The following is a 13052-nucleotide window of genomic DNA, read 5'->3' as shown; positions in this document are numbered from 1 at the left end:
CCCTCATGCCGCGAGATCCGCGACCAGCGCATCCAGCACCAGCGCACCGTCCGGCGTTGCGCGAATGATGCTGCCGCCCATCGGCTCGATCATGCCCTCGGTGATCAGTTTCGCCAGACGCTTCTGGTCAACATCATGACCCGACAGCCGCTTGTAGCGATCCAGATCGATGCCTTCGCGCAGACGAAGCCCCATCATCAGGAACTCGTCGCCCTCCTGCCCGCCATCAAGATATTCTTCCTCGATAATGCCGTGGCCGCGCCGATCAACCTTGTCGAGCCAGGTTTCCGGATGCTTTTCGGTAATCGTCACGGTGCGAACGTCGTTTTCCACGAAACGCCCATGCGCACCGGGGCCGATACCGACATATTGCCCGTAGCGCCAATAGACGAGATTGTGCTGCGACTCACGCCCCGGCACCGCATGATTGGAAATCTCATAGGCCGGGAGACCATGTTCTGCCGTCACCCTTTGCGTTTCTTCATAAAGCGCTGCGGCGTGGTCCGGCTCCGGCGTGGTCAGCTTTCCGGCCTTCCAGAGATTGTAGAACTGCGTGCCTTCCTCGATGGTCAACTGATAGAGCGAGAGGTGATCGGCAGCCAGTCCGATGGCCTCCTTCAGCTCTTCGCGCCATGCCTCGATGCTCTGGTTCGGGCGCGCATAGATCAGATCGAAGGACAGGCGCGGGAAAATCTCGCGCGCCAGACAAATGGCGGCCTTGGCTTCCTCAACCGAATGCATGCGCCCGAGACGGCGCAAATCGGGATCGTTGAGCGCCTGAATGCCGAGCGACACGCGATTGACGCCTGCCGCGCGATAGCCGCGAAAACGGTCGGCTTCCACACTGGTCGGGTTGGCTTCCAGCGTCACTTCGATGTCGGGTGCGACAGACCAATACGACGCAATATTATCGAGCAGAGCGCCCACCGTTTCAGGCTGCATCAGCGATGGCGTGCCGCCACCCAGAAAAATACTGGTGACCGTGCGCGGGCCGGTGCGCTCGCGCAGCGTTTCCATCTCGCGCCGGAAGGCTTCAGAAAAACGCGCCTGATCCACCGGCTTGTGACGGACATGGCTGTTGAAGTCGCAATAAGGGCATTTGGCCAGACAGAACGGCCAATGCACATAAACGCCGAACGCAGTTTCCCCATTCGCACGCGCGATGGGAATCGTGCTCACGCCGTCCACTAACGCCGGTGAAGAGGGAAACAGCTTGTTCATTTCGCGGAAGCCGGCTCCACGTTGAGCGCCTTTTCGGCAAAAAGCTTGAAGGCGCGGGCGCGGTGCGACAGGGCCTCGGCGTCGCCCGGCTTCCAGCCGTGCTTCTCATCGGCGGTCATTTCGCCAAAGGTCTTTTCGTGGCCCGCCGGCAAGAACACCGGATCATAGCCAAAGCCGGTCGTGCCGCGTGGTGGCCAGATCAGCACGCCTTCCACTTCGCCGCGGAAATATTCCGCTTCGCCATCCGGCCATGCAAGGCAGATGACAGAGACGAAACGCGCGCCGCGCTTGTCCGCAGTCGTCGCACCCTTTTCCTGCAAAAGATCTTCGACCTTGCGCATCGCCATGTTGAAATCACGCGTGCCGTCTTCGGTTTCGGCCCAGTCGGCCGTGTAGACGCCCGGCTCACCATCCAGCGCATCGACCATCAGGCCGGAATCGTCAGACAATGCGGGCAGGCCGGTGGCTTCAGCCGCAGCAAGCGCCTTGATATAGGCGTTTTCCTCAAACGTGGTGCCGGTCTCGTCCGGCTCCGGCAAGCCAAGTGCTGCAACAGAGCTGACATCGAAGCCGAACGGACCGATCAGCCCGTCGAATTCCTTCAGCTTGCCTGCATTGTGCGAGGCGACAATCAGCTTGCCCTTTTCCAGCGTTCTCATTTTCAATTCCACAGTTTGGGTTCGGCAATCTCCAGCGAATTGCCGGATGGATCGCGGAAATAAATCGAATGTGCGCCATTGGGCCAATCGAAATCGGCCTCAATGGCAACGCCATGCTTTTCCAGATGTTTCCGCCAGCCCTCGATCTCCGCGCGGCTTGCAGCAAAACATACATGACCCGGCCCCGTTGTGCCATGCGGCGGCACAGGCAAATTGCCGGGCAAAGGCGGCTTCAAGGTTTCTTCCGCCTTGAAGAGCAGCAAAATGCCCTCACCACAGCGGAAGAAAGCGTTGCGCTCGCTGAGCTGGCCCACCGGTTCCAGCCCCATCGTGTTGCGATAGAATTCTACCGCCTCGGCGACGTCGCGGACATAGAGTGCCGTTTCAAGAATATGTGCAGCGCGCATGGATCAGGTCTCCTCATTCAGATGGAGCAGACCCTGTCCTAGCAGAGCCTGTTCCAAAAGTCGTCCTGTGCGGCTGCAAATACCTTTTTTTGATTCAGGCTGTTAAGCTACGGCCATCTTTTGCAGGGACACAAGACGATCGACACCGCTGCGCGCCAGCTTCATCAGGTTCAGGAACTCTTCTTCCGAGAAAGGCGCGCCTTCGGCAGTGCCCTGAATTTCAACAATGCCGCCCGCGCCGGTCATGACGAAATTGCTGTCGGTCTGGGCGACGGAATCTTCCGCATAGTCCAGATCCAGAACAGGAGCGCCTTCATAGATGCCGCAGGAAATGGCGGCGACATGATCCTTCAGCACCTTCTCGACCCGCACCATCTGGCGCGCTTCCATCCAGCGCAGGCATTCATGCAAGGCCACCCAGCCGCCGGTGATGGCTGCGGTGCGCGTGCCGCCATCGGCCTGGATGACATCACAGTCAACCGTGATCTGCACTTCGCCCAGCGCCTGCATGTCAACGACAGCGCGCAAGGATCGTCCGATCAGACGCTGGATTTCCTGCGTGCGTCCGCCCTGCTTGCCAGTGGCGGCTTCGCGGCGCATGCGGTCGCCGGTCGAACGCGGCAGCATGCCGTACTCCGCCGTGACCCAGCCCTTGCCGGTGTTGCGCATCCAGCCCGGAACCTTTTCCTCAAGGCTTGCCGTGCACAGAACATGCGTGTCGCCAAATTTGACCAGGCAGGAGCCTTCCGCATGTTTGGAGATGCCGCGCTCGAAAGAGACGGCGCGCATTTCGTCGGCAGCACGCTTGGATGGACGCATATATCAATTTCCTTGATCGAGTTTTTGGGGATTCAAAGTTTTCCGTGCGGCTTTTTAGGCTCCCCGGGCGCAAATAGAAAGGAATTTTGCGCTTCGCCAGCCCAAAGACATGTCGAGAAGTGTTGAGAGGAATGCCAGTCTGGAGCTAAAGCCTTTGACGCTTCGCGCCGCAACCTTATATTTAGGGCAAGCAATCAACAGGTTCGCCGCTCTATCATGATGAAATCGCCTGAACATCAGCTTCTGAATTCGCTCGACCAGCGGTCGCGCGAAATTTTTCGGCTGGTCGTCGAGAGCTATCTCAACGACGGCGACCCGGTCGGTTCGCGCAATCTGTCCCGCCTGCTGCCGCATTCGCTCTCGCCTGCTACCATTCGTAATGTGATGAGCGATCTGGAGCATCTGGGGCTGATCTATGCCCCGCATGTGTCGGCGGGCCGTCTGCCGACGCAGATCGGCCTGCGCTTTTTCGTCGATGCCTTTATGGAAGTCGGCGATCTGCCGCCGGGCGAACGCTCGTCCATCGAAGCGCAGGTGCGCGCCGCCGGCAACAGCAATTCGGTGGAAAGCGTGCTGACCGAGGCAAGTCAGGTCCTGTCCGGCCTGTCGCGTGGCGCGGGTCTCGTGCTTGCCACCAAGACGGAAGGCGCGCTCAAACATATCGAATTCGTGCGGCTGGAGCCGACCCGTGCGCTTGCCGTGCTGGTGATGCAGAATGGCGATGTGGAAAACCGCGTCATCAATCTGCCGGTCGGCATCAGTGCATCGCAACTGGTGGAAACCTCGAATTTCCTCAACGCCCATATTCACGGCCACACGCTTTCCGAAGCCAAGGCCGAGCTGAAGGTGCTGATGGAGGAAACCCGTCAGGAGCTGGACCAGCTTTCGCAGGAACTTGTCGAACAGGGCCTCGCCGTGTGGGGCGGCACCGGCTCTGACCAGCCGTCGCGGCTGATTGTGCGCGGCCGCGCCAATCTTCTGGAGAACATTCACGCGCAGGAAGATATCGAGCGTCTGCGCCATCTCTTCGACGATCTGGAAACCAAGGACGGCATGGTCCAGCTTCTGGATCTGGCCGAAACAGGTTCGGGTGTACGCATTTTCATCGGTTCGGAAAACAAGCTGTTTTCGCTATCCGGCTCGTCGCTGGTGGTCGCGCCCTATCGCGACAGCGAACAGCGGGTCATCGGCGCGCTCGGCGTCATCGGCCCGACCCGCCTCAATTATGCGCGTATCGTTCCGATGGTGGACTATACGGCCCAGATCGTGTCTAGACTTCTGCGGTGAGGTGTCAATCTTACCGGGTCACCAGAAATTAAGCCTTGATTTTAATGGCATGAAACTCGATATCCGCCCCAGACGATATTCAAGACGGAAGAAGCATTATGTCTGACGAAAAGAACAAAACCCAGAACCCCGATCTTGAGCAGCGCGACATCAACAATCCACGGGATCGTGAGGCGCTGAACCGGGCTGCCGCCGATTTCCTGAAAGCGCGCAAGGCCGAAGCCAGCGCCGAAGTTGCGGAAGACGAAGCGGACAATGCGGCTGATGAAACCGCAAACCGGATTCTCGCGCTCGAAGCCGATAACAAGGAACTCAAGGATCAGGTTCTGCGCGTTGCTGCCGAAATGGAAAACCTGCGCAAGCGCACCCAGCGCGACGTGCAGGATGCCCGCACCTATGCGGTGACCAATTTTGCTCGCGACATGCTGTCGGTTTCCGACAATCTGCGCCGCGCCATCGACACCATTCCGCCCGAGATGCTGGAAGCCGACGCCAGCCTGAAGTCTCTGGCCGAAGGCGTGGAAATGACCGAACGCGCCATGTTGCAGGCTCTGGAACGCCACGGCGTCACCAAGCTTGAGCCGGAAGGCCAGAAGTTCGATCCGAACTTCCATCAGGCCATGTTCGAAGTGCCGAACCCGGATCTGCCGAACAACACCGTCGTGCAGGTTGTGCAGGCTGGTTTCGCCATTGGCGACCGCGTCCTGCGACCGGCCATGGTCGGCGTTTCCAAGGGCGGCCCGAAGGCTGCTGCCGAGGCCGGCGGCGCGGAAGGCAACAGCTGATAAGCAGCGTCATCGAAATTACAAAAGAGCGGCGGTTTATCCGCCGCTTTTTTTGTATCTGCTGACCTGCACTCATGCAGCCATATTGCCAAGGCGCGCAGAGCAATAGAAAATCGCGTCAGATATCTTGCTGGGGGAGCCGCGTGACCGTCGTACAGTTTCTGAACTTTGCGGGTGTCTTCGTCTTCGCGGCAACAGGCGCGCTTGCCGCCTCGCGGCGACAGCTCGACATTGTCGGCTTCATCTTTCTTGCCAATATCACCGGCATCGGCGGCGGAACGCTGCGCGATCTGATCCTGAGCACACCGGTTTTCTGGGTTCAGGAGCCGATCTACCTGCTGGCGGGCACACTGGCCGCCTTCGCGGTCTATTTTACCGCTCATATGGTGGAATCACGCTATCGCGTGCTGCTCTGGCTCGATGCCATCGGCATGTCGGCCTATACGGTCATGGGTGCGGCCAAGGGACTTGCGCTCGGCGTCAGCGCACCGGTTGCCATCGTCACTGGCATTTTCACCGCCACGCTGGGCGGCATCCTGCGCGATATGGTGGCCGGAGAGCCATCGGTGATCATGCGGCGGGAAATCTATATCACGGCGGCGCTGGCGGGAGCCTGCCTCTATGTCGGGCTGGCGCGCCTTGGCGTCGATCCGTTCTTTTCGGCAGTGGTCGCGGCGCTGACCAGTTTTACCGTGCGCGGCGGAGCGCTTTATTTCGGCTGGAACCTGCCGGTTTATAAAAGCCGTCCCGGTCGCACCGAAGAAGAACTCCAGCGCGACCGGATCATTCGGTCCGAATAGTCAGATTAGATCAGGCCAGCCTGACTTGCAGCGGCCTGAAGGCTCAGCAGCGGACGCGGGCCCATCTGCTGGATGATGAGACCGGCGGCAAGCGAGCCGAGCCGTGCGCAATCTTCCAGCGAGCGGTCCTTGGTATAACCATAGAGGAAGCCAGCCGCATAAAGATCGCCCGCGCCGGTCGTGTCGACCAGTTCGTCGATCTCTATGGCGGGAACGGTCAGCGTCTGATCGGGCGTCACAATGACTGCACCCTTTTCTGAGCGCGTGATGATCGACAGCTTGCAATCCATGCGCATCGAGGCAATCGCCGTTTCGAGCGATTTGGTCTGGTAGAGCGACTTGGCTTCGTCTTCATTGGCGAAAACGATATCGACCGTGCGCTGGCGCATCAAGTCGAGGAACTCTTCGCGATAGCGGTCGACACAGAACGGATCGGAGAGCGTCATAGCCACTTCATGACCAGCCTCATGCGCGATCTTCGAAGCCATCACGATGGCTTCCTTGGCGCGGGGCGGATCCCACAGATAGCCTTCGAAATAGGTGACCTTGGCATCGGCGACCTTGGAGGTCTCGACGTCTTCCGGTCCAAGCTCGACACAGGCGCCGAGGAAGGTATTCATCGAGCGTTCGCCATCCGGCGTCACGAAAATCATCGAGCGGGCGGTTGGCGAACCCTTTTCCAGCGGACGCGTATCAAAGGCCACGCCCTGCGCGCGGATATCATGCGCGAAGACACGTCCAAGATGGTCAGTCGCCACCTTGCCGAAATAGGCGGAACGTCCGCCGAGGCTGGCAACGCCTGCCGCCGTGTTGCCCGCGCTGCCGCCGGACATTTCCGTCGCCGGACCAGCAATGCGGCTATAGAGCAATTCTGCGCGATCGGCATCGATAAGGTTCATCGCACCTTTGACTATACCGTTGGCTACGAGGAAAGAGTCGTCCGTACGCGAGAGAATATCGACAATGGCATTGCCGATGCAAAGAACGTCGAATGTGGCCATGAGCTCGAGAAGCTCCCCTTTTTTCAATTCTCCAGCCTGCTTCCGTTCGGACAGGAGGAGGCTTTGGCGCCAGCTATCTATCCTGAACGTGATACGGTGGGATAGATATTCGGGTGCGGGTTTAACCTTTTGCTCCCTCTTTGGCTACCCCGCCACGATCCCGGTATGTGGGTAGTCTGGCTTGCGCGGCCCGATGGCCGTACCTATTTTCATTTCGTCCACAGCCAAAACAGGCTCAAAACGGAAAAAGAATGATCATAGACGCCGCCCTGAAAGCCTTGAATCGTCTGCTGACGCCGGAGTTTCGCTCGGTTTTCTGGAAAACGCTGGGTTTGACGCTTTTGCTGCTGGCCGGTCTCTGGGCCAGTATTCGTCAAATCTTTTTTATCTATGCCTGGCCGTGGTTGGAGCAATTGCTGCCCGGCATGCCCGCATGGGCAGGCTGGCTGGGTATCGTCGCCGCCATTGCGGCGGGGCTTGGGCTGGCGCTTGTTCTGGCTCTGATGATCGCGCCCGTCACGGCGCTTGTGGCAGGTCTGTTCCTTGATGATGTTGCCGAAGTGGTCGAGCGCACGGATTATCCGAACGACCCGGCGGGCGACGCCCTGCCGCTTGGACGCTCCATCGTGGTTTCGTTGAAATTCCTCGGCGTGGTAATCCTCGGCAACCTTTTGGCTCTGGCCCTGCTCTTTGTGCCGGGCATCAACCTGATCGCCTTTTTCGTCATCAACGCTTATCTGCTCGGGCGCGAGTTTTTCGAATTTGCCGCCATGCGCTATCGCAGCGAAGCGGAAGCCAAGGCGCTGCGCTCCCATTATGGCGTGACTGTTTTTCTGGCGGGTTTGCTGATTGCCGGTTTCATGGCCATTCCGCTGGTCAATCTTCTGACCCCGCTTTTTGCGGCAGCACTCATGGTGCATCTGCACAAAGCCATTTCGCAGCGCGAGGCCGCCAAGCCTGTCAAAACTTACGCCTGAGGCGGGAGCGGAATCAGCGCGGCAGGCACATCGCAGGTCTTGTCCGGCGATTTGCAGATATCGGCGATGACGCAATGCTCGCATTCGGGCTTGCGCGCCTTGCAGGTGTAGCGCCCGTGCAGGATCAGCCAGTGATGGGCGTGCAGCATATATTCCGCCGGAATGACCCGCACCAATATGGCCTCGACCGCATCCGGCGTCTTGCCCGGCGCCAGACCAATCCGGTTGCCAATGCGCAATATATGCGTGTCCACTGCCATGGTCGGCTGGCCGAACGACATGTTGAGCACGACATTGGCCGTCTTGCGTCCGACACCCGGTAGCTTGACCAGCGCGTCGCGGTCGCCCGGCACCTCACCGCCATGGTCGCGGATCAGCGCTTCCGAAAGCAGGATGACATTCTTCGCCTTGTTGCGCCAAAGGCCGATGGTGCGAATATAATTGCCGACCTTTTCCTCACCCAGCGCCAGCATTTTCTGCGGCGTATCGGCGACGGCAAACAGACCGCGCGTCGCCTTGTTGACGCCCGCATCCGTTGCCTGAGCAGATAGCACCACCGCCACCAGCAAAGTGAAGGCGTTCACATGCTCCAGTTCGCCCTTCGGTTCCGGGCGCTGCACGGAGAACCGGCGGAAGATTTCGTGAATCTCGTCAGCCGTATAAAGCGTACCGGCCACGCGGCGCGGGCGACGAACGGCGGGGCTCGCTGCCGGGCTGCTTGCGGCGACGGAAACTGTCACGGGCGATTTGATTTTGGCCTTTTGCATTCTGTCTCTATACTGAGGTCTGTTCCTGGAAGACAACCCGCAGCTTGACGCAGGCGGCTTTCAGGTCAAGGGTTCAGACTTCAATGCACCATCCAGACGGCGCGGAACCGGACAGGTTCGAGACCCCTATTTTTGAAGCCTTGCTGACGCCCTACCGCTCGCTGGGGCGCACGGGCTTCACCGTCCTGATGGCGGCACTTATCGGCTGCTGGTTGTTTGTCGGAACTTTGTTCTGGTCCATCGGCGCATGGCCGATCTTCGGCTTTTTCGGTCTCGATGTACTGTTGATCTATCTGGCTTTTCGCTGGAATTACCGCTCTGCCCGGGCGCGTGAAGAGATTTCCGTTTCGCGCGCAGCCCTGCATATCCGCCAATATGCCCCTTCCGGCAAAATGACGGCGCATCAGTTCAACCCCTTCTGGACGCGCTTTCGCGTGGCGCGAAAGCCGGATATCGGCATTACGAATATGAGCGTTGAAAGCCGCGACAAGCACGTCGCCATCGGCAGCTTTCTGAACCCCGACGATCGCGAAAACTTCGCCACCGCCTTTCGCGCAGCCTTGGCCGAGGCACGACGGTAGAGCGCGTTTCAGTATATGCTAAGTTTGACACTATCCGCCCCGCAACAGTGGCGGGTATCGCCCTGCCCCATCGTCGTTTTACGATATGACAAAGGGGGATTCCGGCATTGGCCCTTGAAGTCGGGCTTTTCACAAGCCATATCAGTTAGCGGAGAGATACGCCGAACGGGTTCTCTTCATAACGGTCGCTTCTCATCAAGGACTGATGCAATGACACGAATGACTCCGTTTTCGAGCCCTCTCTTGCTCGGATTCGACACGATGGAAAAGACACTCGAACGGATTGCCAAATCCGGCGATGGCTACCCGCCCTATAATATCGAACGCCTACGCGGTGAAACAGGCTCTGAGCGCTTGCGCATCACGCTTGCCGTGGCAGGTTTCTCCAGCGAAGATCTCGACGTCATGACGGAAGACAACCAGCTTGTCATTCGCGGGCGGCAGACCGACGACACCGAACGCGAATATCTGCACCGCGGCATCGCGGCCCGTCAGTTTCAGCGTGTGTTCGTGCTGGCCGATGGCATGCGGGTGCTGGGTTGCGAGTTGAAAAACGGTCTTCTCGCTGTCGATCTCGACCGACCGGAACCGGAACGGCTGATCAAGAAAATCAACATAGCTGTGAAAGACTGAAAAACGTTCAGGTTTCGTTCAGTCATTAAGGCTATGATAACTATCGTGAAGCTCTGGTGCGGCATAGCCGTGAATGGTGTGCCGCTCAAATGGAGGCTAAGACCATGAACAGACAGGTTCTCACCGAAAATGAATTCGCTCATCTGGGCGAAGGTGAAATTGCCTACGTACGTAAGATCCGCTCCGACGATCTTGCACGCAGCTTCCCTGCCCTCCCACCAATCGAGCCTGGTCTTGAACTCTGGGCTCTCTTTGGCGCAAGCGGCGAGCCGATTGTGCTCTCCGATGTCCGCGCTACTGCGCTGCAAGGCGCACACGAACACGAATTACGCACGGTGCTGCTCAACTAAAATGGCAGCCCTGCTGAATATGCAACGATAGCGGCTCCACGCTATGCAGAGCCGCTATCGCCACCATTGTGTGGCTGGCGTCAGACGCGCACCTTTTACTGCTTCGAGCAGCGGTCGCGAGCACTATTGACGCACCTCTTACATGCCTTATGGAGAGTGTCGCAGTGACCGTTATTGATGGCCACTTGGTGAAGCTTATCGCAAGCCACCATTTCCCCGCTTAAAGCATTGATCGGTGCTATCAGCATTCACTTCTGCTGAACCGAAGCTAAAAGACATCCCTTAATTCGATAAAAACCCCTCACAAAAAACAATTTAATTATTTTGGTGGGATATTATCATTTTCACAAAGAATCGTTCTTTGGCTGATGCATTTTTTATTTCTCTCTGAGAATACATCACGATGTATCGCATCACAATATTTAACAGCAGCATCGTAGCAAATCTTAAATTCCTCGGAATGAGCCGCACCTGAAATAGACAGAATAGCAACCAATGAAAAAATAAACTTCTGCAATTTATATTCCTATTTGTTATATTATTATAATTTTTTATATATAAATCGTGGAAAATATAATTAATTAATTCGTCAATGCTTTCTAATTATATTTGTATTTAAAACTAATTATCAAATTCCGGGCAAACTGGCAATTTCTTCGCTAAGCAATCATGATAATCTGCATTGAACCCCAGAAAATCACTCCCGTGCTTCGCGATACACTCTTTTCCCACACGCTCAACACACTCAATTTTATTTTCAGCAGCCAATGCGGAACCGGAAAATACTATCGCAGCAATCAATGCTGAAACATATTTCTTCAATTTATTTTCCATCTTTATGAGTTTTACAAAATCCTTCTACACGAGTTCTATTCATCGTATAATCCATATTTTAAGCGAGCCTAATAATACTATACGGCATAGCGGAAATAGAAAAAGCCGCCACTCTGAACGAGTGACGGCTTCACAAAAATCGATTTCAAAGCGCCGGTACAAACAAATCCGGCGCTTTTAGGCTCAGGCGGCGTTGGAGGCCGGCTGGGCTGTCAGAAATGAATAGAGCGCCTGTGCATCATGTGTGCCTCGCAGCTTGGCGACCATATCCGGGTCGCGGAGCATACGCGCAATGCGCGACAAGGCTTTCAGATGATCAGCCCCGGCATTTTCCGGGGCCAACAGCAGGAAAACGAGATCGACAGGCTGATCATCCAGCGCCTCGAAATCAACCGGCGTTTCAAGGCGCGCGAAGATGCCGGCAATCTTGCCGATATTCGCCAGCTTGCCGTGCGGGATAGCCACACCGCTGCCTACCCCGGTCGAACCGAGGCGTTCACGCTGGAGAATTGTTTCGAAAACTTCACGCTCAGGGAGACCGGTCAGTTCCGCAGCCTTTTCAGACAAAATCTGCAAAAGCTGCTTTTTGGAGCTGGCTTTCAGCGCGGGGATAATCGCCCCCGGCTGAATCAGATCACTAAGATCCATTCTCTCCGTTCCTTCTTCAATCAGGCCGTTTTCGGCCCGGTTTTAGGAAGCGCACGCAACTACCCACGAATGGGCCCGCCCTTCACAGCGGTTACGCATAACGTGCGCTTCGGGTTTGCCGTCAGACGCGAGGCGCGGCCTGGCGGGTAACCGTCGATGGGTCAACCCAGCCGATATTGCCGTCCGCTCGACGGTAGACGATGTTTACTTCATCATTGCCCGCATTCCGGAAAACCAGAACCGGGTTCTCAATCAGATCAAGCTCGACCACCGCCGAAGCCACCGACATGGTGCGCAGGGCGACAGACGTTTCCGCCACAATGGTAGGCGCATAATCGGCCGGAAGCTCCTCCTCTTCCTCCGGCAGCGGTGCCATAACACGATATGCCACGTCGTCATAGATCGCATTTGGCTGGGTAGCCGTACGCGACTTCAGACGGCGCTTATAGCGCCGAAGGCGGGTTTCAATCTTGTCCGCTGCCGCATCAAAAGCCAGCTGCGGATCCTGCGCATCACCAGTGCTTTGTAGCGTCGCACCACTGTCGAGGTGCAATGTACAATCCGCACTGAACCGTGAGCCGGACTTCGAGACCGTTACCTGCCCGGAAAAGCCATGATCGAAATATTTGCCGACCGTTTCATTCACCCGATCTACGATCCGGGTTGTGAAAGCTTCACCGACGTCCATATGCTTTCCAGATACACGCAGAGTCATTTGGCACACCTCATTTGCGTTACACCACAGGGCTTAGTCTAATCACAAGGCAAGCGAAGCGCAAAGCGAACCGTCATCAAAGATGGCATTCATCCTACGGGTTTTTCAGACTTGATCCGGCTTGCCGGTCGAAACCCTGAAACACCTTCAAAATCCACGCTTTTCCGATCAATAACCGGTCAAACGGCACCTTGAACATTCCTTGTCTTATGCAACGCCCCAAACGCGTGATCGTTGCCGTTTCTGCTAAACTGCCTTTCCTTTAAGCACTCGGACATCCGCCAACTCTTTCAGAAAAAGCCGATGCATATTTTGTGCCACATTCGCAAAAGCCCGCAAAACCGGACTATTCCAGCTTTTTCGGGCAAGCGTTGCAGCGCGAGCCGGGCTTCTATTGATTGAAACGGCGCTTGTCAATTGGTCCTCCTGCCAGTTGGCCAACTCGAAGCGCTGCCGGTTCTTGCGATCATGATCGATTTTTTCTGATCGAACGGTGCTTCAAGTTCAAAATTTCAGAGCATTCTCTTGGGGTTGAACCGGTCAAAAATCGCTCTGGAGGTACAATCGT

The 13052-nt window shown here is 56.9% G+C and carries 17 protein-coding genes; 7 read left to right on the top strand and 10 right to left on the bottom strand.

What is annotated here, in order from left to right; genetic code table 11:
• Window positions 1–3: 3 nt before the first annotated feature.
• The 4 genes from hemW to rph form a co-directional block, all read right to left on the bottom strand.
• Window positions 4–1221, bottom strand: a complete 1218-nt coding sequence (gene hemW / locus ACTJKP_RS02270) for a radical SAM family heme chaperone HemW (protein ID WP_440629536.1) — start codon at window positions 1219–1221, stop codon at window positions 4–6.
• Window positions 1218–1880 (bottom strand): RdgB/HAM1 family non-canonical purine NTP pyrophosphatase, encoded by a 663-nt coding sequence (rdgB, locus tag ACTJKP_RS02265; RefSeq protein ID WP_078339624.1) that lies wholly within the window; start codon window positions 1878–1880, stop codon window positions 1218–1220. Before rdgB ends, hemW begins: the two co-directional genes overlap by 4 nt.
• Before the next feature lie 2 nt (window positions 1881–1882).
• Window positions 1883–2287 (bottom strand): VOC family protein, encoded by a 405-nt coding sequence (locus ACTJKP_RS02260; RefSeq protein WP_440629535.1) that lies wholly within the window; start codon window positions 2285–2287, stop codon window positions 1883–1885.
• Between the two features lie 102 nt (window positions 2288–2389).
• Window positions 2390–3106, bottom strand: a complete 717-nt coding sequence (gene rph / locus ACTJKP_RS02255; protein ID WP_078339626.1) for a ribonuclease PH — start codon at window positions 3104–3106, stop codon at window positions 2390–2392.
• Between the two features lie 216 nt (window positions 3107–3322).
• Between rph and hrcA the strand changes: the two genes are divergently transcribed.
• From hrcA to ACTJKP_RS02240, 3 genes are all read left to right on the top strand, one after another.
• Window positions 3323–4393, top strand: a complete 1071-nt coding sequence (gene hrcA, locus ACTJKP_RS02250; RefSeq protein ID WP_440629534.1) for a heat-inducible transcriptional repressor HrcA — start codon at window positions 3323–3325, stop codon at window positions 4391–4393.
• A 98-nt stretch (window positions 4394–4491) separates the two neighbouring features.
• Window positions 4492–5178, top strand: a complete 687-nt coding sequence (gene grpE / locus ACTJKP_RS02245) for a nucleotide exchange factor GrpE (protein WP_440629533.1) — start codon at window positions 4492–4494, stop codon at window positions 5176–5178.
• Window positions 5179–5321: 143 nt separating this feature from the next.
• Window positions 5322–5978 (top strand): trimeric intracellular cation channel family protein, encoded by a 657-nt coding sequence (locus tag ACTJKP_RS02240; protein WP_078339629.1) that lies wholly within the window; start codon window positions 5322–5324, stop codon window positions 5976–5978.
• A 5-nt stretch (window positions 5979–5983) separates the two neighbouring features.
• Here ACTJKP_RS02240 and ACTJKP_RS02235 read toward each other — a convergent pair whose 3' ends face one another.
• Window positions 5984–6979, bottom strand: a complete 996-nt coding sequence (locus ACTJKP_RS02235; protein ID WP_440629532.1) for an adenosine kinase — start codon at window positions 6977–6979, stop codon at window positions 5984–5986.
• A gap of 251 nt (window positions 6980–7230) precedes the next feature.
• On the opposite strand from ACTJKP_RS02235, the gene ACTJKP_RS02230 reads away from it, so the two are divergent.
• Window positions 7231–7956: a sulfate transporter family protein gene (locus ACTJKP_RS02230; protein ID WP_440629531.1), complete on the top strand. Its 726-nt coding sequence runs from the start codon at window positions 7231–7233 to the stop codon at window positions 7954–7956.
• On the opposite strand, the gene nth is transcribed toward ACTJKP_RS02230, so the two are convergent.
• Window positions 7947–8723: an endonuclease III gene (gene nth, locus ACTJKP_RS02225; RefSeq protein ID WP_078339632.1), complete on the bottom strand. Its 777-nt coding sequence runs from the start codon at window positions 8721–8723 to the stop codon at window positions 7947–7949. The two genes, ACTJKP_RS02230 and nth, sit on opposite strands and share 10 nt — an antisense overlap.
• Window positions 8724–8806: 83 nt before the next feature.
• Between nth and ACTJKP_RS02220 the strand changes: the two genes are divergently transcribed.
• The 3 genes from ACTJKP_RS02220 to ACTJKP_RS02210 all read left to right on the top strand — a co-directional run bounded on the left by ACTJKP_RS02220 (window position 8807) and on the right by ACTJKP_RS02210 (window position 10287).
• Window positions 8807–9304: a DUF2244 domain-containing protein gene (locus ACTJKP_RS02220; RefSeq protein ID WP_440629530.1), complete on the top strand. Its 498-nt coding sequence runs from the start codon at window positions 8807–8809 to the stop codon at window positions 9302–9304.
• A 210-nt stretch (window positions 9305–9514) separates the two neighbouring features.
• The gene (locus ACTJKP_RS02215; RefSeq protein WP_078339634.1) at window positions 9515–9937 is read left to right on the top strand and encodes an Hsp20 family protein; all 423 of its coding nucleotides are present in this window, start codon (window positions 9515–9517) and stop codon (window positions 9935–9937) included.
• A 104-nt stretch (window positions 9938–10041) separates the two neighbouring features.
• Entirely contained in the window at window positions 10042–10287 is a 246-nt protein-coding gene (locus ACTJKP_RS02210; RefSeq protein ID WP_078339635.1) for a DUF1150 family protein, read from the top strand.
• Between the two features lie 319 nt (window positions 10288–10606).
• On the opposite strand, the gene ACTJKP_RS02205 is transcribed toward ACTJKP_RS02210, so the two are convergent.
• The 4 genes from ACTJKP_RS02205 to hpf all read right to left on the bottom strand — a co-directional run bounded on the left by ACTJKP_RS02205 (window position 10607) and on the right by hpf (window position 12484).
• Entirely contained in the window at window positions 10607–10804 is a 198-nt protein-coding gene (locus ACTJKP_RS02205; RefSeq protein WP_440629529.1) for a hypothetical protein, read from the bottom strand.
• Window positions 10805–10908: 104 nt separating this feature from the next.
• Complete coding sequence (locus ACTJKP_RS02200; protein ID WP_440629528.1) at window positions 10909–11109, bottom strand: hypothetical protein; 201 nt, start codon at window positions 11107–11109, stop codon at window positions 10909–10911.
• 195 nt (window positions 11110–11304) lie between these two features.
• Window positions 11305–11769 carry a PTS IIA-like nitrogen regulatory protein PtsN gene (ptsN, locus tag ACTJKP_RS02195; RefSeq protein WP_078339638.1) on the bottom strand — a complete coding sequence of 155 codons (465 nt, stop codon included), beginning with the start codon at window positions 11767–11769 and terminating at the stop codon, window positions 11305–11307.
• Window positions 11770–11890: 121 nt separating this feature from the next.
• Window positions 11891–12484 carry a ribosome hibernation-promoting factor, HPF/YfiA family gene (hpf, locus tag ACTJKP_RS02190; protein ID WP_078339639.1) on the bottom strand — a complete coding sequence of 198 codons (594 nt, stop codon included), beginning with the start codon at window positions 12482–12484 and terminating at the stop codon, window positions 11891–11893.
• Between the last annotated feature and the right edge of the window lie 568 nt (window positions 12485–13052).

It is taken from the genome of Brucella sp. 22210 (assembly GCF_052045675.1).
Classification (GTDB): domain Bacteria; phylum Pseudomonadota; class Alphaproteobacteria; order Rhizobiales; family Rhizobiaceae; genus Brucella.
The sequence above is the reverse complement of the archived record's forward strand: the minus strand, read 5'-3'. Positions and strand labels throughout refer to the sequence as shown.